Source organism: Marinitoga aeolica, assembly GCF_029910535.1.
Classification (GTDB): Bacteria; Thermotogota; Thermotogae; order Petrotogales; family Petrotogaceae; genus Marinitoga; species Marinitoga aeolica.
In genome coordinates this window covers 1506627-1527074 of sequence record NZ_CP069362.1, presented here as the reverse complement: position 1 = coordinate 1527074, position 20448 = coordinate 1506627, and the positions used below count along the sequence as shown (strand labels likewise).

The window sequence follows — 20448 nt, the reverse complement described above, 5'->3', positions numbered from 1 at the left end:
ATCCTTAAAAATTGCTTAGAATACTGTTTCACTCCCATTTCAACATTCTTTCTTTTACTTTATTTATTTCTTTAATAGTCAAATATATAGCTAAAACTAATAAAGATATTGGTAAAACTCCGCCAACTAAATGATATAAAATAGATGAATCAAAAAGAAAATCAATAAACTTATTTTTCATTTGAACGTTATTTATTGAAAGCATATATAAATTTCCCGGAAGAAATATACCAAAGCTAAATCCCATAACTATCCCTTCGAGCGACATCACTTCTTTTCCTTTTATTATGTTTTTTTGTGATAAATCTCTTTTAGGGTTCTTTAAATATATGCTAACTCCTAATATTGAAGCATATACAATTAAAATAATTACAGGAATTATAGTTACAAAGATTACCCACGTTGCTTTTCCTAAAAAAAAGGCTAAAAATGAAATACCTATATATTCAGCTGAAAAAATTAAAATCGGAACAATAATCTTTGAAAATATCATATTTCCCATTGTAATAGGTAATAATTTTGGCATTGGCCATATTTTCCCTTCATAAGCTATTGAATATATCGCTAACATTGCAGAATATATTGTAGCTATCATTATAAAAACTAAACTCATAATATTTGCATCTGAATTTGTAAATATAAAAATAAGCGGTAAAAATATGGGATATAGTATAAGGAAAAACGTTTGAGAATCTCTAAACAATAATTTAAAATCTTTTTTAATTGTTGGGAATTTTGTTGTTTTGAAATTAATTTCGTTATTTTTCTTTTTACCTTTTTTTCTGGAAACACTTAATTCTAAAGAATTGGAGATATTATATACAATATAACCAAGTATAATTATCGTTACCAGGAGTATGGTTAATGCTATAATATTACCTTTCATTATTAAAATTATCCATGTATGCGGCCATGCATAATTTAATAACAATGTAGACAATTTAGTTAATGACTCTGTTATTTGATTTATAGAATTATTTTCCATTATTCTTGGGATTATATTTGTTATTCCTACATATATAAATATACTTATAAAATACATTATCATTGTCATTCTTTTAGCAGAAGTTTTAGTTAGAAATTTTGAAAATAATACTCCTCCAAGATTGGATATTAACAATAAAAATAATATATAACCTATTCCTGAAATTGTTGCTAATAACATATTTGTTTTAGCTATTATTCCATATACGAAGAAAATAGGTATCATCATTCCAAGAGGTAATCCTGCCATTATCAAACTATCTACAGCACTAGATAAATATATATCGGAACGTTTTAACGGCATCGCTAATAATATTTTAGTCATATCACTCTCATATAAATTGGCAACAATAGCTGGTGAATAATTAAGAAAGAACATAAACCCCATAATTAAGAACCACATTGAAAACACTATATCCAAAATTGTCCATGGTAAATCTATTCCTAATTGTGATAATGGTATATTTAAGTCCTTAAACATTAAATACATAAATGGAGTAATCGATATTCCAAAAACCACTGCAGGAATCAAATATGCTGCTAACGCACTAAAAGGATTAGATTTTTTGTATGTTCCATCTTTTCGTTTTTTAGGTCTTACTTTGTTTTGATAAGAATATTTTAATATTAGCCATATTTTGCTTTTCATTAAATCACCCCTAAAGCTCTTTTATAATATCATCTAATTCCCCGGCACCCGTTAACTCAAGGAATAAATCTTCAAGTGATTGTTTTTCATCCGTTTTTGATAATGATTTTAATTCTTCTAATGTACCTTCTGCTATTAATTTACCTCCCGAAATAATACCTATTCTATCACACATTTTTTCAGCAATTTCCAGTATATGAGTAGTTAAAAATATTGTAGCACCTTCTTTTGAATACTTTTCTAATAACATTTTTAATATTTTTGCTGATTTTGCGTCAAGACCAACGGTTGGCTCATCCAAAAATATAACTTTCGGCTTTCTCATTAAAACAGATGCAACCATTAATTTTTGTTTCATACCATGCGAATAATCACCTATAAATGAATCAAGATAATCTATTTCAAATGCCTCACAAATTTCATCAAGGCGATTTTTTGCTTCTTTTTTATCTACCTCATATATGTTCATAATAAACTCAATAAATTCTGAACCTTTTAGATTTTCATACATCTTTGGTTCATCGGGGACTACTCCTATGTTCGCTTTTATTTTTATTTCATCAGTTTTCATATTTAACCCTAATATTTCTATTTCTCCTGATGTGGGTTTTAATGTCCCTGTAAGCATTCTTATAGTTGTTGTTTTACCAGCGCCGTTTGGGCCTAAAAATCCATATATTTCTCCTTTTTTAATATCAAGATTTACATTATTTACTGCTACAAAGTCACCAAACTTTCTTACTAAATTTTTAGCTTTAATCACAAAAACACCCCCGTTAGAATTTAAATTTTTCTTTTATATGATGTATATAGCTTCTACCTATTTTCAGTTCTACACCATTATCTAATTCTAAAATATAATCACGTGTAAAATACTTTTTAAACCTTTTTATATGCTCAATAGAAACTATATAACTCTTATGAATTCTAATAAATTTTTCCGGATCAAGAACTTCTTCTAATTTTTTTAATGTTTCATCATAATAATATTCTTCACTTTTAGTGCATAAAAAAACATATTTATCTTCTGCCTTAAAATAATATATTTCTTCTTCTGAGATAATTAAAATTATATTCCTATCTTTTACTGAAAATTTTCTTAAATAATTACTATGACTAATTTTTTCTAATAAAGATTTATTTATTACTTGTTTTCTTTCTATTACTCTTTCAATAGACATTTTTAATCTTTTTAAATCAAATGGTTTTAATAAATAATCAACAGCATTCTCTTCAAATGCTTTTATCGCATATTCCTGATAAGCGGTGACAAAAATCACTAATGGTTCATAAGAAAGTTCCTTTAATACGTCAAATCCATCTTTTTCTGGCAAATTAATATCAAGAAATATTAAATCTGGTTTGTTTTTTTCTATTAAGTCAATAGCTTCTTTACCTGATCTTGCTTCTCCAACTAATTTAATATAATCAAAATTAGTTAGAAGTTTTTTTAATCTATTTAAGGAATGTTCTTCATCTTCAATAATAATACTTTTTATTAACATAATTTCATCCCCCGATTTTTATTATTACCTTTATTCCTGACGGATTATTTTGTTCAAACTCAATTTTCGCATTATCATATGTTAGTGTCAACCTATTCTTTATACTTATAAGCCCAAAACCTAAATTTATATCTTCAATTTTTCCTATTCCGTTATCTATAATTTCAAATATTATTGCATTTGATTTTTTAAAAGCAGAAACACTTATTTTTCCGCCTTCTTTTTTCTTTGAGATTCCATGAATTATAGCATTTTCGACAATAGGCTCCAATATTAAAGGGGGTATTTGAAATTTATTTAAATTATTATCTATGCTAAATTCGCACTCTAGTCTATTTCCCAATCTTATTTTTTCTATCTCAAGATATTCTTTTATTAGATTTACTTCTTCTTCCAAAAATACTAAATCTTTATCTGAAGAATATAATATTTTTCTATATATATCTGAAAGATTTATTATAATTTTTTCCATTTGTTCAGAATTTTCCTGCCCAATTTCCAGTAGGGTATTTAATGTATTAAATAAAAAGTGAGGATTTAATTTTGATCTTAATGATACCAATTCTGCTTTTAATTTTTCATTTTTCAGTCGTTCATTTTTTCTTATTTCTTCATTTAACTTTTTATATATTATAATAATTAAAAATATTAAAAATAAAAGAATAATAATGGTTATTAAAAATAAATATTTATAAGATGGAAAAATATTAAAAGCAAGGAGATTTGACATTATATACTCTGAGATAACTATACCAGAAAAAAAACTAAAAATCAAAATCAAAATGTTAATTATTTTATTTAAAAATTTTATTTCTATTCTCACAAATAAATTTAAAAATTTTTGAAGAATAGAGACCATAAAAAATTTTGTGTAAATAAAAAATAGAACCCTCTTCTTGGTATGGTAAAATAAAACCAAGAAGGGGGTTTTTAAAATGGCAAAGAGAAAGAAAAAAGAAGAAAGTAACATTGAAAAGTTAGCAAAGTTAATAGCAAGGGATCCTGAAGTAAATACAATGAAAGATGTATATGATAAGATTAAAGAATTGATGGGACCAATAATACAAGAAATGTTAGAAGCTGAATTAGAAGATGAGTTAGGGTATGAGAAATACGATAAAGAAAATAAAGAAACAGATAATTCTAGAAATGGATACAGCTCAAAAAAGGTAAGATCAAGTATGGGTGAGATGGAATTAAAAATACCCAGAGATAGAAAAGGGGAATATGAACCGAAAATAATACCAAAATATAAAAGAGATATTTCAGATATTGAAGGTAGAATAATAGGAATGTATGGTTTAGGATTAAGTACGAAAGATATAGCTAAGAATGTAGAAGATATATATGGAGTAGAATTATCAGCTGAAATGATAAGTAAAATAACTAATAAGATATTACCCGAAATTAGAGAGTGGCAAAGCAGACCATTAGAAGAGATATATACTTTTGTTTTCATGGATGGAATAGTATTTAAAGTAAAAGATGATGGTGAAATAATTAAAAAGACTGCATATGTTGTAATAGGAGTAAATATTGATGGATTTAAAGAAGTCCTTGGTATATACATAGGGGAAATTGAATCATCAAAATTTTGGTTAAGAGTATTGAATGATTTAAAAAATAGAGGAGTTAAGGATATATTAATAGCTTCAGTAGATGGATTAACTGGATTTCCACAAGCAATTAAAGCTGCATTTCCTGATACTGTAGTACAAAGATGTATAATACATCAAATAAGAAATACATTAAAATATGTTAATTACAAAGATAGAAAGGAACTTGTAAATGATTTAAAAAAAGTATATAAAGCACCGAATAAAGATATAGCTTATTCAAATCTACAGGATTTAAAAGAAAATAAATGGACAAAATACAAATTAGCATTAGAAAGTTGGGAAAAACACTGGGAAACAATATCGCCATATTTTGATTATGGTGATGATGTAAGAAAAATAATGTACACAACAAATGTAATAGAATCATTGAATAGACAATATAGAAAAGTGACTAAAAATAAAACTTCATTTCCAAATGATGATGCATTATTAAAAATATTATATTTAGCAACAATAGATGCAACAAAAAGATGGACAGCTCGATATAGAAACTGGAGTAAAGTCCTAAACGAACTATCCATCTTTTTTAAAGAAAGAATAACAAAATACGTCTATAATTCTTAATACAACTAAATTCAAAAACCTGAAATAATCAATAATACATAAAACTAAATGCTAAAAACTAACACTAAAAATATATTCTCAATTTAATAATGTTAAATCTTGCAGTTAAAATTGCAAAAGAGTGTTTATTCCCAAAAATCACATCAAAAACTTCTGAAAATTACTACTAAAGCATATTACAATATAGACGATAATTCATATGAAAATAATTTAAGAATAATAATCCAATTTAATTAATTTATTACCATCCAAGAAGAGGCATTTACACAAAATTTTACATGCTACCGAAGAATATAATAAATTATACCTATGGAATTTGAAAAAATTTCTGCAATTAAAATACCATACCATAAATTAAAATATGGAGAAAATATATATATTAGAAATACCACGAATAAGGCACCTATTTGATTTTCTAATAATATTTTATATAAATTCTTATTCTTCATCGTAAATCATCCTATAATAATAAGATCCTTTATATTCCTTTAACTCTTCCAGTAATTTTTTACTTTTTTTTGGATTATTATGCTTATATATTTCTGAGAGTTTATATAATATCTCGCCAAAATCATACTTTTCTTTAAATTTTTCATTAGCCCTAATATATATATATTCAAAATCATTTATAAATATTTCCTTAGAAAAATCATAATTAATAATTTCATATGCTGTTTTTCCACGTATATAACGGTAAAGGAGGTTGTCAAAATCGCTTTTAACAACCTCTTTCATTTCCAACATACCTGCATAAATATAATAATATTTTAATGGGAAAAACCACTCATAGATGGATTTTTTCACCAATATACTGCCATGAACTATTTTCAACAAATTATCCATATTTTTAGCATTATTGAAATTCTTTAAAATATTATCCAACTCTTTTTTAGTGAAAGAATCAAAATTCTTTAGGTATGCATTCAATATATTAACATTATCCGGAAATATTCTTATTGATAAAATTAATAAAACAATAACTATAATCCATTTTCTCATTAGAACCCCCACATAATACCTGCCCCAAATGAGTAATAATAATCGTAATTTGGTATATTATCAGTTACAGTATATTCTCCTTCTATTTTCCAATTCTCAGGTGAATAATTATAGGTAAATCGTCCCTCTACAAAAAGACTAACAAAATCCATAATATTAAAATAAAGACTTGCTTTAGGCGAAACTGATAATTCATCTCTTTTTAATTGTATCACATAAGGAACTGAATCTACATTATTAACAAAATCATCTATTTTTTTACTGCTTCTGGACCCTTCTACCTTTTTACTAATAATTGTTTCTCCGCCACCAATTCCCATTCCAATATTAAGGCCAAGTACTTTGAATATATTTATATGTTTTCCAAACGTAAAATATCCTTGAGAGACCACCAGTTTATAATCGCCATTTATTACTTCTCCACTATAACCTTCTCCCCCCATATATGAGCCATTTGGCATAATTCCCATTCCACCTCCACCATGTAATATAATCTCATCAAAATTTATATATTTTTTTAAAGGGTTAATCTGAGAAACCTGATCTTTAGGTATGTAGTTGAATAAATATCCTCCTCCACCAAAATTAATCGAAAACATCGTTATCGATAAAACCAAAACAATCATTAAAATTACCTTTTTCATACCAATACCTCCCTTAAATTTTTTAAAACCTTATAATCTTTATCTTTTTATTGCTTTTTAATTCACCCTTATTATCTTTTCTCATTCTTATAGTAACATTGTTTGAAACTCCATCATAATTAATAGTTCTAACTCCTTCCCATGTATCTTTATATTCTATCTTTGCATTTACTGATATTCCATCAAACTTAATATCTTTACAATTAATTACTTGAATATCGATATTAGTAGAAATACCACTTATATTAGCAATATTCATGTCATATTCTCCTTTGATAATTACATTTGTCCCATTTACTATTATTTTGTTTCCTTGAAAAAAAGTATTATCTTTAAAAATAACATTAGCTCCATCAACATTAAAATTTTCAGAATTTAGTTTTCCGCTAATTTGAATATTTAAACCATTTATTTTTATCCTATTGAATTTATTTTTTGAACCAATAACAATTTCCATATTCTTATCTTTCCCCATACTATCTAACTTTAGTTTTCCATTTATAATACTTGTTTTTAAAATATTAGAATAAAAAATTCTATCAGACTCTGGATCAAATTTAATATTAATATTTAAACCGTTAAGCTCTATTTCAGTAATTCCTTTTAAATCTGTTATTTTATCAGGAATAGCTGTATTTTCTTTTATACTATAGTCACTTATTTGAAATGCCATAAGTATAAATATGACACCTACTAATGGCAAAAAATACCAATACTCCCTCATATTATCACCTCCACAATTTATATTATATCCCTTCTATTTTTTTATTCAAGAAATTCCCGATAAACAGTCAAACTCTTTAAATAACCCGTCACTTTTCTATATAAAAAACCTCCAGCAAACGCTGGAGGTTATGACTTTGTCTCCAAACTGAATAAAACGCTAGTGCAGTTCATTTTAAATTTAGTAATCGCCTAATAAATGGTTCATTATTTTTAGATACAAACGGGTTCCCCGGAAATATAATAACATTTTTATTTATTATAAAGCCTCTTTCTTTTCCTTTATATAATACTTTATAACATTTATTATAATATAATTTGTTTAATTCTACATTATTAATTTCTTCTTTGGTAATTTCAAATTTATTTGGAATTATACTAATCAATTGATCATTTATTTCATCTATAACAATTCCTACTTTCATTTTCTTCGATAATTCAATAATTTCTTCGTATTTTTCTCTTAAAATACTTGAAGGTATTATTAAAGCATTTATTTCTTTTGATATATCATTTGATAATATATACTTTCCTTTTAAAAATCCTGGATTAACATTTATAATTCCTACTTTTATTTTTTCTTCTAAATTTATGTCATAATGTTTCCATAATATATTATTTATATATATTTTAATATTTGCACTTTTAGTATTATGGGTTTTTATAATTGCGTTTACCATCTTTTTTTCATAACTACTTAATTCTAATGCATCATTAAAGGATAATTCATCATCAACGTATATTTTAATATTAGCTTTTGAGTTGGTATCATAAATATTATATATATAAAAATTTAAATTGTTTTCTGAATTAGAATACATTTTTGCTTTTGGTTTTTCAAATAATCTAATACCATCTTTAGGCTCATACCAAATAGGTGATGAAACTATACTATTTCCATCATATTGATCTATTCTAACAAAAACAAAAGAATATGTGGAATCTACAGGTATTTCAAATACATGTTCATAATTATTGTTTAAATTATTATATTTATAAACATTATTGGGAGTATAAATACTTAATGTTTTTATTTTTTCATTATCCGGATCATTATAATATACTTTTAATTGAATTTTTTCTGGAACAGAATCATAATAATATATATCCCCCATTGAAACATGATCTGTTTCTATCCAAAGTTTTACATTTTTATCTTCTGTTCCATAGGTTTTTTTATTTTTAAAACCTTCTAATATTCCATTTTTACTTTTTTCTTTAACCCAAACAGCTGTTCTAGAATCATTACCTGTACCCCAATTCGCAATATGATTATCTTGTCCAACTGTAGCCCCTACATGCCATCCTTTTTTTAAGGCTATTATATAATTAGAAAACATTTCTTCATTAATCGTATCGTTTTTACTCCAACTACCATTTCCTACTTCGATCATATTAATATAATTATCAACTTCTGGATAGTATTCAAAATCTTTAAATGTACCAAACATTGATATAGGATGATTAAATTGTGCAATAACCTTTTCGTTTATTAACCAATCATAAAATTCTTCAATAGTAGTTTTAACATTTCTGCTAGTCCACTTTGATGCTTCAAAAACATTAATATGACCAACTCCTGCAGTCCATTCAAATCCAGCTATCGCAGAAAATTTTTCTGTTGTTTCTTGTTTAGCCATCTCTTTCATAACCTCAAACTTATCTCTTCCTTTGTAATCCGCTTCAAAATAATAAGCGTGATCAGTTACAGCTATAAAATCTAAGTTAGCTAAATCTCTAGCGTGTTTATATGCATCTGAAGGAGTTGTTCCGGGTTCTCCATCAGAAAATGCGGTATGAGAATGTGGATTTCCAAATAATAAAATTAAATCACTTGGAAATGAAAAAATTAGTAAAGATATAACTATAAATAATAAAAATAATAAAAATTTTTTCACCTTGATCACCTCTTTTAATGGCTATAACATAATATTATAACACAAAAACCTCCGGATTGACCGGAGGTTTAATTTGAGAATATTATACTGATAATTTTCCTGTTGCAACTAATATTATAACAATTATTGATACAACCCACATTAAACCATAAATAGTTTTCTGAGTTCCTGTTAAACTTTCTCCTTTTTCTTTCTTTGCTATAGGGTATGCAAAGATACCAAATGAATAGATTACTAATGCTGTAATAATATAAATCCAACCAACTGCATAAATTACCCATGCAGTATAGATAACCGCAATCCATCCAAAAAATTTGTATAACCCATTATTTTCTTCATTTGCTACTCTTACACCAAATACTGCTGAGAAGAAATAAGGTAATAATATTGTTGTTGTCGCTATATAGAATATTGTGTTATATACATTTTGTAAAGTGTCTGAGAGAAGTGTTAATAAAAATATTTGAGTTATTATATTAGTTACTGTTAATGAAAACACTGGTGTTGCATGTTCATTTTGTTCAGCAAATCTTTTTGGAAAAACATTATCCTTAACTGCTGCTATGTATGGGATTTCCGCTGTTAATAATAGCCAGCTTAACAAAGCTCCAAATACTGAGAATAAAAATCCAAAATCTAAAATGTATTGCCCTGGTTTTCCCATTATTTTACTTAAAACCGTTCCTAAAGGAGATGTTGAATTAACCAATTCACTTGGTGGAACAACTCCCATTGTAAATACTGAGACAGCAATATATATTACCAAAGTAATAAGAAATCCTATTACAGTTGCTTTTCCAACATCTTTTTGAGACTTTGCTTTATTGGATAAAACTACAGCACCTTCTATACCAATAAATGCCCATAACATTGTACCAAAACTATTATTAATTTGATTAAATATTGAGGATGTCTCACCTGTTGCTGCTAATTTGGTTGAAAAGAAAATTCCTTTTACTAATTCAGGATTAAATGCAAAAAGTGAAAGTATTGCAACTAAAAATAAAGGAACTAATTTTAAAATTGTTAAAATAGCATTTGTAAATCCTGCAGTTCTTATACCACTAACAATTAAGAAATGATATACCCATAAAATAATGCTTGAAAATATTAATGCTACAAATTTATTCTGTTCTAACACAGGAAAATATCCACTCAATATTTTCATTATAACTGCAAAAAATGCTATATTTCCAAGTAATGCAGACCACCAATAACCCCATGCAGAATTAAACCCAACAAATTCACCAAATTGTTCTTTCGCGTAAGAATAAATTCCACCTTCAAGCTCTGGTTTCTTATATGATAAGAATTGAAAAACCATTGCAAGAGCAAAAACTCCAAATCCTGTAATTAACCATCCTATTAAAATAGCACCAGGATTTGCTACACTTCCTAAATCTGCAGGAGAATTAAATATTCCTGCCCCAATCATTGAACCAATAACAATCATGGTCAATGCAAACAACCCCAAAACTTTATTATTACTCACACCACCACCTCCTATTTTAAATTACCAATATTATCCTCTATTCATAGGCATAGACATACATCTTGGACCTCCACGGCCTCTAGATAATTCACTTGATGGAATTTCAATAACATTAATACCATTTTCCCTCAATAATGTATTAGTTACATAATTCCTATCATAAGCTATTACAACACCTGGTTTTATAGCTAAAACATTTGACCCATCATTCCATTGTTCTCTTTTAGCGGCGATTTCATCCTCACCACCACATTTTAAAATTTTTATTTTACCATTATTCATATATTTTTGTAATATCTCTTCTAAAGAAGCTTTTTCTTCTATAACTTCTAAATCTCTTTCACCTTTTTTAATAACATATACCAATAAGCTGGATTCTAATTTAGAATGAGCTAAAAATTTATCATCATCAACCATTGTAAAAATAGTATCTAAATGCATATATGCCCTTTTCTTAGGAATATTAATTGCAAGTATTGTATCAAAAGTTTCATCTGTTTCAAAGAATAACTTTTTTGCCAGTTTTTCAACAGCTTCCGGTTCTGTACGTTGAGAAATACCAATTGCTAAAACTTTATCCGTTAAAACAAGAACATCTCCACCTTCTATTGCGAAATGATTATTCATATCATAATATATTGGAGTACCTTCAAAATCTTTATTATATTTTACAACATATTTCATAAATAATGACTCTCTTCTTCTTGCTTTTGTCATCATTTTATTTATTACTATGCCCTTACCGACAAAAGCTATAGGATCTCTCTGGAAATATAAATTTGGTAAAGGCAACAAATAAAACTGTTTATTCATCCTTACTTTTGTTGAAAAATTTTCTTTTTTTAATTTAAATTCATTTATCCTAACCCCGCTAACTATTTTATTAATCATTCCTTTCGTATCAAAACTCAGCAAGTATTCTTCCAATGCTTCTAATATATATTGATTTTTAACTTCGCTTAAATCAAGATATTCTTTGACAAATTGTTTTTTTATTTCATCTTCACTTAATGCTGTAGCCAATAGATCTGTTACGTATTCCACATGAACTCCATTTGTTCTTAAAATTTCAGCAAAATAATCATGTTCCTGTTGTGCTTTTTTTAAATAAGGTATATCTTCAAATAATAGCTCTTCCAACAAATCTGGCTCCATATTTTCTAATTCCAAACCTGGTCTATGCAATAAAACTCTTTTTAAATCCTTAACTTCTGAATAAACATTAATACTCATTGTAAAACCTCCTACAAATAAATTTTAAATCCCATAATATTATACTTAATGTAACAAAAAAAGAAAAACCTTAAATACAACGAAATTTTTTAAGTATGATAAATTTTTCACTGTTAAATAAAATTATTATAAGTATACGTGAGTATGCATGAGTATGCGTCAGTATGCTCGGATATACAATGAAATTTTTTTCATTGATATAAAATAAGTCCTTGTTCATTTATTAGTGATATAATGTTGCAAATGAGTAATAACTTCTTAATCGTTAAGTAATTGACAGCGAGGTTTTTATCTGGTATAATAACCCACGGATGAGTTGCCGACGTAGCTCAATTGGCAGAGCGGCTGACTTGTAATCAGCAGGTTGGGGGTTCAAGTCCCTTCGTCGGCTCCATATTTTTTTACTTACCGGTGGTGAGGTGCCCGAGTGGCCAAAGGGGGCGGACTGTAAATCCGCTGGCGGATTGCCTTCGAAGGTTCGAATCCTTCCCTCACCACCATTTCATTAATTATAATGTTATGCGAGGTGAAATAAAATGGCAGCAAAAAGTCCTGTTTTAACCGTATCGCTAAAATGTACTGAATGCAATAGAAGAAATTATTACAAACAAAGAAAAAGAACTTCTAAAAAAAAGTTAGAATTTAGAAAATATTGTCCTCATTGTAATAAACACACTTTACATGTTGAATCAAAAATATAAAATGTAAAAGTTTTCTAAAAAAGAAAATCAACCCCCTAATTTAGGGGGTCATGATTAAATTTTGGGGGTGTTTTGATGTCGAAATTTTGGTTATTTTTAAGTTCTGTTATGCAAGAATCTAAAAAAGTTAAATGGCCAAACAAAAAGGAAGCTCTAAATTCAACGTTGATAGTATTAGCTATACTCATATTTGTTTCTTTATATTTATTCATCGCTGATTATGGATTATTAAATTTCTTTTCAAAAGTTATTTATCCTTTAATCGGTATTAAAAGCGGTTTAGGTACTGGTGCTACTCAATGATGTTGAAAAGCAGGTGAATAGACATGCGTAAAAAATGGTATATTTTACAAACTTTTTCCGGAATGGAATACAAAGTTAAAGAACTAATTGAAGAAAAAGCCAAATTATATGAAAAAGAAAATATGTTTGGAAAAATATTAATACCAGAAGAGAGTGAGATTGACTTAACCAATAAAAAGATCGAAAGACTCGTGGTTTCTGAAGATGCTAATATTTTTGTAAAAAATGGAGAAAATATAAAAAAAGGAGATATTCTAGCAGAAGAGCCACCTGTGATTGTAAAAAATTCTGGAACTATTGCCGAAGTTAAGAATTTTAGAAAAATAATCGTTGAGACAAAAGATAAAAAGTTTACTAAAACTTTTTTGATTCCGGAAAGTGCTAAGATTATTGGTGGTTTGAAAGTTAATTCAAGGATACATGCCGGAATTCCTTTAGCTAAAGCTGACGGATACGAAGCTGATCTTGATGGTATTATTATTTCTATTGAGAAAATGAAAAAAGTTGTTATTCATACGGAATCAAATTCAAATGATGTATATTTAATATTCAAAGATAATTTTGATTCTGCAGCTTTTAAAAAAGGAACATATGTAGAAAAAGGACAAATTTTAGGTAATAAAAGACAATATAAGGCTAGATCATCAGGAAAAGTTGAAATTAGAGATTTTGCAAGTAGGAAAGAAATTATAATTTTAAAAACAAGAATTTCAAGATTATTTCCTGGATATATGTTTATAGAAATGATTTTAAACAAAGAAACTCAGGAAATGGTGAAAAACATCCCTTATGTAATTAATTTTATTAATATAGGTGGCACTCCAGTTCAATTAAAAACAAAAGAAGTAAAAGCATTATTAAGATTAACTGGAGAAGAAAGCTACGAAATGAAAGAAAGCAAATTAAGAGCAGATTATGAAGTAGGAGAACATGTAAGGATTGTTAGTGGTCCATTTGAATTTTTTACTGGGAAAATCACCAATATTGACATACATAAACAAACAGTAAAAGTTACAATTAATATGTTCGGAAGGGAAACAGAAGTAGAATTAGGTTTAACAGAAATAGAGAAAATTGATTAACAATAGTGGGAGGATTACTCCGCTAATACCACAAAGGAGGGAAATTTATGGCAAAAAAGATTGCTAGAATGGTTAAATTACAATTGCCAGCAGGTAAAGCAACACCTGCCCCACCAGTTGGTCCTGCTTTAGGTCAACATGGTGTTAATTTGATGGAATTTTGTAAAAAGTTTAACGCTGCAACTGCTGATAAAGCAGGAATGATTATCCCTGTTGAAATTACAGTTTTTGAAGACAGATCATTTACATTTACTTTAAAAACCCCCCCAGCTTCTTTCTTAATTTTGCAAGCAGCTGGACTTAAAAAAGGTGCTTCAAATCCTGGTAGGGAAATTGTAGGAAAGATCACAATGTCTCAGGTAAAAGAAATTGCAGAAATCAAAATGCCCGATTTAAATGCAAGAACAATTGAAGCAGCTATGGAAATTATAAAAGGTACTGCAAGAAATATGGGCATTGAAGTAGTAGAAGGTTAAGGGGGTGTATGTGAATGTCGAGACATGGTAAAAGATACTTAGAAGCTAGAAAATTAATTGATAGAGAAAAATTTTATACATTGGATGAAGCTTTAGAAATAATACCTAAATTAGCTACTGCAAAATTTGATGAAAGTATAGAATTACATATGGTTTTAGGTATTGACCCAAGAAAAAACGACCAGCAGGTAAGAGGTAATATCTCTTTACCACATGGAACCGGTAAAAAAGTTAGAGTTTTGGTTTTTGCTAAGGGCGATAAAGTAAAGGAAGCTTTAGATGCCGGGGCAGATTATGCTGGTTCTGATGAATATATTCAAAAAGTACAAGGTGGTTGGACAGACTTTGATGTTGCTATTGCAACACCAGATATGATGAGGGAAATCGGTAGATTAGGTAAAATCTTAGGACCTAGAGGATTAATGCCTTCTCCAAAATCAGGAACAGTTACAAATGATGTTGCTGATGCTGTAAAAGATTTCAAAGCTGGAAAAATAGAAGTAAGAAATGATAAAACAGGGAATTTACATATTGCAGTCGGGAAAAAATCATTCGAAACAGATAAATTAAAAGAAAATATTGTAGAAGCTTTACAACAAATAGAAAAAATGAGACCTTCTGGAGCAAAAGGTAAATTTATAAGAAAAGTTTCATTAGCTCCAACAATGGGTCCTGGATTGAAATTAAACGTTTCTGAATTTTTAACTGAAAAGTAATAAATGTTGTGTTATAATACTCACGTAAAAAATATGTACTGAAGACAGCAGGTAATTATATAATGTGGTGAAAACCCGCCTGCCGAGGTACGCTGAAGAATAAAACAATAATGTTTTAGTGCTTCTGCGGCCCTCGGGGCCGCAGATTTTTTTAGAGGAGGTGTGAGTCGGTGTTAACAAGAGCTCAAAAAGCTGAGTTGTTGAAAGAATTAGAAAGTGTTTTTAAAGATTCTTCAATAGTTGTTTTTGTTGATTTTAAAGGAATGACAGTTGCTCAATCAAATGCATTCAGAAGTGAATTATATAAAAATTTTGAAAACAAAGTTAATTTTAAAATCACAAGAAATGCATTGATTAAAACTGCAATAAAAAATGCAGGTTTGAATTTAGAAGAATATGAAAAATATTTAGAAGGTAACACTGCTCTTTTATATACTAAAGATGCAGATCCTATCGAAGCTTTAAAAACTTTGGTGGAATTTAAAAAGAAAAATAAATTAGAAGTTCCGGTTATAAAAGCTGGAATATTAGAAGGCAAAACATTCACTGCTGAAGAAGCAGAAGAATTGGCTAAATTGCCTTCCAAAGAACAGTTACTTGCTATGTTGGTTGGTGGCTTAAATGCTCCTATCTCAGGTTTGGTTGGCGCATTAGGTGGAATTTTAAGAAAATTCTTATATGCTTTAAATGCTATAAGAGAAGAAAAAGAAAAACAATAATACTTAAATATTTTCAGGAGGTGTATTGGAATGACAAGAGAAGAATTAATCCAAGCAATTAAAGAAATGACAGTAGCAGAATTAGCAGAATTAGTAAAAGCTTTAGAAGATGAATTCGGAGTATCAGCAGCAGCTCCAGTAGCAGTAGCAGCAGCTCCAGCAGCAGCAGCAGCTCCAGCAGCAGAAGAAAAAGATTCATTTGACGTTGTATTAAAAAGCTTCGGTGCTAAAAAAATAAATGTAATTAAAGTTGTTAGAGAAATTACAGGTTTAGGATTAAAAGAAGCTAAAGATTTAGTAGAAAAAGCTGGAACTCCAGATGCAGTTGTTAAAGAAGGAGCTTCAAAAGATGAAGCAGAAGAACTTAAAAAGAAATTAGAAGAAGCTGGCGCAGAAGTAGAATTGAAGTAATTTCTTAAAGAAATATAAACTTTTATATGATATAATTTATCCGCATCAGACTATAGTCTGATGCGGTATTGTTTTGCTAATAAAAAAATTAGGAAGACGAGGTGATTCTTTGTGAACACCCGAGTGTTAAAGGTGGGAAAAAGAGAAAGGCATTTTTTTGGTAAGGTTAAAGAGGATATTTCGCTTTTCCATGATTTATTGGAAATTCAACTTGATTCTTTTGATTGGTTTGTAAAAGAAGGTGTTAAAGAGGTTTTAGACAAATATTCACCTATTACGGTTGAATTAAAAGGAAAAAGAAAAGCTAAAATCTCTTTAGAATTTACAGAAGTTTGGACTGAAGATCCAATATTTGAAGAGATGGAATGTAAGGAAAAAGGGTTATCTTATACAGTTCCATTAAAAGCTAAAATAAGAATTACTGATCACAGTACTGGGGAAATTATTGAACCCAGTGATTCGTTATTTTTTGGCAATATTCCAAAAATAACGGATAGAAGTACATTTATTATCAATGGAGCAGAAAGAGTTGTTGTTAATCAATTGGTAAGGTCTCCAGGTGTATATTTTGTTAGTGAAGAACAAAAAAGCGTTAAACAGACAAGACCATATTTTGTAGCTCACTTTTTACCAGTTAAAGGAGCTTGGTTAGAGATAATATATAATCCAAATCCTGGAAAAGACTTTTTACAAATCAGAATAGATAGAAAAAGAAAATTTAATTATTTCTTATTCTTAAGGGCTTTAGGATATGATTCTGACCTTGCTATTTTAGATTTATACCCTCATAAAATCAACTTAAACTATGACCTAACTGAATATCTGGAAAAAAATATAACAATACTTTCAGATATATCAGTTCCAGAAAGTTCAGATTTATACAAAGATACAAAAACATATAGAGGAGTTAGATTAACAGAAAAAATCGTTGAAGAATTATTGGATTTGGGTGTATCAGAAATAACTGTTGCACATATTGTCGCACAAAATACTTTAGACCTGTTTAAAAAAAGCTATGAATCAGAAGATTCTGTATTAACTCCTGAAGAAGCTTATAAAGAATTATTTAAAAAGTTAAGACCTGGTGAAATTCCTAGAGTAAATATTGCAACTGATTACATTAATAATTTATATTTTAATCCAAATACTTTCGACTTCTCAATGATTGGTAGAAAAAAAATAGTTAATAGAATGGAAGATGTTTATAAAAAATATTTAATTGAAGTTGAAGGGAAAATCATTGAAAAAGGTGAAGATATAGAATATCCTCACAAAGAAGAAAGAATATTGACCAAACTTGACCTTATTTTAGCGTCAAGACATTTATTAGAAATGAAAGAAAATCCTGAATTACTTGATACAAGAGATCATTTAGGAAACAAACGTGTTAGATCCGTTGGAGAATTGATGCAAATAGAATTCGAACGCTCTTTCTCAAAAATGCTACCTATTTTAAGTGAAAAGTTGAGTATCATACCAAATATTCAAAAATTAAATCCAAATTCACTAATTAATTCAAGAGCGATAATGACAACAATCAATCAATTCTTTGCAACCAGTCAATTATCACAATTTATGGATCAAGTTAATCCATTATCTGAATTGACTCATAAAAGAAGATTATCTGCCATTGGTCCTGGTGGGTTAAAAAGAGAGCATGCTAAATTTGAAGTTCGTGATGTTCACCATTCACATTATGGTAGAATGTGTCCAATTGAAACACCTGAAGGTGCAAATATTGGATTGATTACTTCTCTAGCCATCTTGGCCAGAGTTGATGAATTTGGTTTCTTAGAAACACCATATTATAGAGTTAAAAATGGGAAAGTTTTATATGAAAAGGGAGCCTATTGGCTAACTGCTGATCAAGAAGAAGAAAAAATTATTGCTCCTGCTTCTGTTGAAATAGATGAAAATGGTATGATCAAAGCAGAATACGTTGAAATTAGGCATGCTGGTAAAGTTACGTATGTTCACAGAGAAGATGTTGAATTTATTGCTGTTACACCAAAACAAATTGTTAGTGTTTCTACTTCATTAATTCCATTCCTTGAACATGATGACGCTAACCGTGCCTTAATGGGTTCAAATATGCAGAGACAGGCTGTTCCTTTAATGATTACAGAAGCTCCTTTTGTTGGAACTGGTGTTGAGTGGTTAGCAGCAAGAGATTCTGGATACGTTATTAAAGCTAAACATAGAGGTAAAGTATCCTATGTTGACGCTAAAACAATTATAATAAATAGAATAGATGAAAGTGGAAAAGAAATATTAGATAACTATGGAAATCCTGTTCAAGATAAATATACATTATGGAAATTTATTAGATCAAACCAGGATACAACTATAAATCAAAGACCTATTGTTGATATGGGAGAAATTGTTGAAAAGAACGCTCCAATTGCTGATGGCCCTGCTATTGATATGGGAGAATTAGCATTAGGTAAAAATGTTCTTGTTGCATTTATGCCATGGGAAGGTTATAACTTTGAAGATGCTATACTTGTTAACGAGGAATTACTTGAAAGGGACACATTTACTTCATTACACATAGAAGTATACGAAACAAAAGCAATGGATACTCAATTGGGTCCTGAAGAAATAACAGCAGATATTCCAAATGTTAAAAAAGAATCATTAAGAAACCTTGATGAACATGGTATTGTTAGAGTTGGTGCTTATGTAACTTCAGGAGATATTTTAGTTGGTAAAGTAACTCCAAGAGGTGAATCTGAAACATCGCCAGAAGAGAAATTAATTAGGTCAGTTTTTGGCGATAGAGGAAAAGACGTTAAAGATACCTCATTAACTGTTCCTCATGGTATTGAAGGTAGAGTTATTGATGTAAAAGTATATACAAGAAAAGATATTCCAGATCTTGAAACTGGTGTAAATCAATATGTTAAAGTATATATTGCTTCAAAGAAAACATTAAATGTTGGAGATAAATTAGCTGGTAGGCATGGTAATAAAGGTGTTGTTTCAAATATTTTGAGAAAAGAAGATATGCCTTTCTTACCAAATGGAAAGCCAATTGAAATGATACTTAGTCCTTTAGGTGTTCCTTCACGTATGAACCTTGGACAGGTATTGGAAATGCATCTTGGTTGGTTAGCTAAATTAACCGGAAAACATTTTGCTACTCCTATATTTGATGGTGCAAAAGAAAAAGAAATAATGAAAGCATTATATGAAGCCAGAAAAAATAATAGAATGGATGAATTAGATAAAGTTCGTAAAGAATATGGTTTAGACTTAGGTGATTCACCTGAATTAGAAAGCGGAAAAATTGTATTAAGAGATGGTAGAACAGGTGAACCTTTTGATTATCCAATTGCTATTGGATACATGTACATGCTAAGATTAGTTCATATTGCTAAAGATAAAATGCATGCACGTTCTACTGGGCCTTATTCATTAATTCACCAACAGCCACTTGGGGGTAAAGCTCATTTTGGTGGTCAAAGATTTGGTGAAATGGAAGTTTGGGCATTAGAAGCTTATGGTGCTGCACATACATTAACAGAAATGTTGACATATAAATCAGATGATATTAAGGGTAGAAATGAAGTTTATAAAGCTATATTAAATGGAAAGAATTTGCCAGATCCTGGTATCCCAGAAAGTTTCAAGGTTTTAGTAAAAGAATTACAGGGATTAATGTTAGATGTTCGTTTGTTTGATGAAGACGGTAATGAATTAGATGTAGATAAATTATAAAATCCCCTCA

The 20448-nt window shown here is 28.6% G+C and carries 19 protein-coding genes, 2 tRNA genes and 1 other annotated feature; of the genes, 11 read left to right on the top strand and 10 right to left on the bottom strand.

The window, feature by feature from the left end:
• Positions 1-28: 28 nt before the first annotated feature.
• The 4 genes from JRV97_RS07105 to JRV97_RS07090 are packed head-to-tail and all read right to left on the bottom strand — an operon-like array spanning position 29 to position 3868.
• On the bottom strand, positions 29-1633 hold the full coding sequence (locus JRV97_RS07105) for a hypothetical protein (RefSeq protein WP_280997540.1): 1605 nt from the start codon (positions 1631-1633) through the stop codon (positions 29-31).
• A 10-nt stretch (positions 1634-1643) separates the two neighbouring features.
• Positions 1644-2396, bottom strand: coding sequence for an ABC transporter ATP-binding protein (locus tag JRV97_RS07100; RefSeq protein ID WP_280997538.1), 753 nt, complete (start codon positions 2394-2396; stop codon positions 1644-1646).
• A gap of 13 nt (positions 2397-2409) precedes the next feature.
• Positions 2410-3138, bottom strand: a complete 729-nt coding sequence (locus JRV97_RS07095) for a LytR/AlgR family response regulator transcription factor (protein ID WP_280997536.1) — start codon at positions 3136-3138, stop codon at positions 2410-2412.
• A 4-nt stretch (positions 3139-3142) separates the two neighbouring features.
• A complete protein-coding gene (locus tag JRV97_RS07090; RefSeq protein ID WP_280997534.1) occupies positions 3143-3868 on the bottom strand; it encodes a sensor histidine kinase in 726 nt (241 codons plus the stop codon).
• Positions 3869-4073: 205 nt separating this feature from the next.
• Here JRV97_RS07090 and JRV97_RS07085 point away from each other — a divergent pair, with 205 nt between their 5' ends.
• Positions 4074-5321: an IS256 family transposase gene (locus JRV97_RS07085; protein WP_280997532.1), complete on the top strand. Its 1248-nt coding sequence runs from the start codon at positions 4074-4076 to the stop codon at positions 5319-5321.
• Positions 5322-5759: 438 nt separating this feature from the next.
• On the opposite strand, the gene JRV97_RS07080 is transcribed toward JRV97_RS07085, so the two are convergent.
• The 6 genes from JRV97_RS07080 to arcA all read right to left on the bottom strand — a co-directional run bounded on the left by JRV97_RS07080 (position 5760) and on the right by arcA (position 12310).
• On the bottom strand, positions 5760-6320 hold the full coding sequence (locus tag JRV97_RS07080; RefSeq protein ID WP_280997529.1) for a hypothetical protein: 561 nt from the start codon (positions 6318-6320) through the stop codon (positions 5760-5762).
• Positions 6320-6964 carry a hypothetical protein gene (locus JRV97_RS07075; RefSeq protein WP_280997527.1) on the bottom strand — a complete coding sequence of 215 codons (645 nt, stop codon included), beginning with the start codon at positions 6962-6964 and terminating at the stop codon, positions 6320-6322. Before JRV97_RS07075 ends, JRV97_RS07080 begins: the two co-directional genes overlap by 1 nt.
• Before the next feature lie 22 nt (positions 6965-6986).
• Positions 6987-7688 carry a hypothetical protein gene (locus JRV97_RS07070; RefSeq protein WP_280997525.1) on the bottom strand — a complete coding sequence of 234 codons (702 nt, stop codon included), beginning with the start codon at positions 7686-7688 and terminating at the stop codon, positions 6987-6989.
• A gap of 169 nt (positions 7689-7857) precedes the next feature.
• The gene (locus JRV97_RS07065) at positions 7858-9585 is read right to left on the bottom strand and encodes a CehA/McbA family metallohydrolase (RefSeq protein ID WP_280997523.1); all 1728 of its coding nucleotides are present in this window, start codon (positions 9583-9585) and stop codon (positions 7858-7860) included.
• Positions 9586-9667: 82 nt separating this feature from the next.
• Positions 9668-11077: a basic amino acid/polyamine antiporter gene (locus JRV97_RS07060; protein WP_280997520.1), complete on the bottom strand. Its 1410-nt coding sequence runs from the start codon at positions 11075-11077 to the stop codon at positions 9668-9670.
• A 30-nt stretch (positions 11078-11107) separates the two neighbouring features.
• A complete protein-coding gene (gene arcA / locus JRV97_RS07055) occupies positions 11108-12310 on the bottom strand; it encodes an arginine deiminase (protein ID WP_280997518.1) in 1203 nt (400 codons plus the stop codon).
• A 318-nt stretch (positions 12311-12628) separates the two neighbouring features.
• Between arcA and JRV97_RS07050 the strand changes: the two genes are divergently transcribed.
• The 10 genes from JRV97_RS07050 (at position 12629) to rpoB (ending at position 20438) form a co-directional block, all read left to right on the top strand.
• Positions 12629-12704, top strand: a tRNA-Thr gene (locus JRV97_RS07050).
• Positions 12705-12723: 19 nt separating this feature from the next.
• Positions 12724-12810, top strand: a tRNA-Tyr gene (locus JRV97_RS07045).
• A gap of 36 nt (positions 12811-12846) precedes the next feature.
• Positions 12847-13011 (top strand): 50S ribosomal protein L33, encoded by a 165-nt coding sequence (gene rpmG / locus JRV97_RS07040; RefSeq protein WP_047267463.1) that lies wholly within the window; start codon positions 12847-12849, stop codon positions 13009-13011.
• A gap of 75 nt (positions 13012-13086) precedes the next feature.
• Complete coding sequence (secE, locus tag JRV97_RS07035; protein ID WP_129408785.1) at positions 13087-13314, top strand: preprotein translocase subunit SecE; 228 nt, start codon at positions 13087-13089, stop codon at positions 13312-13314.
• Positions 13315-13337: 23 nt separating this feature from the next.
• Entirely contained in the window at positions 13338-14396 is a 1059-nt protein-coding gene (locus JRV97_RS07030; protein ID WP_280997514.1) for a transcription termination/antitermination NusG family protein, read from the top strand.
• Positions 14397-14443: 47 nt separating this feature from the next.
• A complete protein-coding gene (rplK, locus tag JRV97_RS07025; protein ID WP_280997512.1) occupies positions 14444-14872 on the top strand; it encodes a 50S ribosomal protein L11 in 429 nt (142 codons plus the stop codon).
• A gap of 14 nt (positions 14873-14886) precedes the next feature.
• Positions 14887-15588 carry a 50S ribosomal protein L1 gene (rplA, locus tag JRV97_RS07020; RefSeq protein WP_280997510.1) on the top strand — a complete coding sequence of 234 codons (702 nt, stop codon included), beginning with the start codon at positions 14887-14889 and terminating at the stop codon, positions 15586-15588.
• Positions 15589-15608: 20 nt separating this feature from the next.
• Positions 15609-15749 (top strand) — a sequence feature (ribosomal protein L10 leader region).
• 9 nt (positions 15750-15758) lie between these two features.
• Complete coding sequence (rplJ, locus tag JRV97_RS07015; protein WP_280997509.1) at positions 15759-16307, top strand: 50S ribosomal protein L10; 549 nt, start codon at positions 15759-15761, stop codon at positions 16305-16307.
• A 30-nt stretch (positions 16308-16337) separates the two neighbouring features.
• Positions 16338-16718: a 50S ribosomal protein L7/L12 gene (rplL, locus tag JRV97_RS07010; RefSeq protein WP_407081543.1), complete on the top strand. Its 381-nt coding sequence runs from the start codon at positions 16338-16340 to the stop codon at positions 16716-16718.
• 111 nt (positions 16719-16829) lie between these two features.
• Positions 16830-20438 (top strand): DNA-directed RNA polymerase subunit beta, encoded by a 3609-nt coding sequence (gene rpoB, locus JRV97_RS07005; RefSeq protein ID WP_407081542.1) that lies wholly within the window; start codon positions 16830-16832, stop codon positions 20436-20438.
• The last annotated feature ends 10 nt before the right edge of the window (positions 20439-20448 follow it).

Excerpts from the sequence above, each read along its gene's own strand:
- JRV97_RS07075 (WP_280997527.1), bottom strand. The coding sequence starts at position 6,964 with ATGAAAAAGGTAATTTTAATGATTGTTTTGGTTTTATCGATAACGATG.
- secE (WP_129408785.1), top strand. The coding sequence starts at position 13,087 with ATGTCGAAATTTTGGTTATTTTTAAGTTCTGTTATGCAAGAATCTAAA.
- rplL (WP_407081543.1), top strand. The coding sequence starts at position 16,338 with ATGACAAGAGAAGAATTAATCCAAGCAATTAAAGAAATGACAGTAGCA.
- JRV97_RS07080 (WP_280997529.1), bottom strand. The coding sequence starts at position 6,320 with ATGAGAAAATGGATTATAGTTATTGTTTTATTAATTTTATCAATAAGA.
- arcA (WP_280997518.1), bottom strand. The coding sequence starts at position 12,310 with ATGAGTATTAATGTTTATTCAGAAGTTAAGGATTTAAAAAGAGTTTTA.
- rpmG (WP_047267463.1), top strand. The coding sequence starts at position 12,847 with ATGGCAGCAAAAAGTCCTGTTTTAACCGTATCGCTAAAATGTACTGAA.
- rplK (WP_280997512.1), top strand. The coding sequence starts at position 14,444 with ATGGCAAAAAAGATTGCTAGAATGGTTAAATTACAATTGCCAGCAGGT.
- rplA (WP_280997510.1), top strand. The coding sequence starts at position 14,887 with ATGTCGAGACATGGTAAAAGATACTTAGAAGCTAGAAAATTAATTGAT.
- JRV97_RS07030 (WP_280997514.1), top strand. The coding sequence starts at position 13,338 with ATGCGTAAAAAATGGTATATTTTACAAACTTTTTCCGGAATGGAATAC.
- JRV97_RS07105 (WP_280997540.1), bottom strand. The coding sequence starts at position 1,633 with ATGAAAAGCAAAATATGGCTAATATTAAAATATTCTTATCAAAACAAA.
- JRV97_RS07070 (WP_280997525.1), bottom strand. The coding sequence starts at position 7,688 with ATGAGGGAGTATTGGTATTTTTTGCCATTAGTAGGTGTCATATTTATA.
- JRV97_RS07090 (WP_280997534.1), bottom strand. The coding sequence starts at position 3,868 with ATGTCAAATCTCCTTGCTTTTAATATTTTTCCATCTTATAAATATTTA.
- JRV97_RS07095 (WP_280997536.1), bottom strand. The coding sequence starts at position 3,138 with ATGTTAATAAAAAGTATTATTATTGAAGATGAAGAACATTCCTTAAAT.
- JRV97_RS07085 (WP_280997532.1), top strand. The coding sequence starts at position 4,074 with ATGGCAAAGAGAAAGAAAAAAGAAGAAAGTAACATTGAAAAGTTAGCA.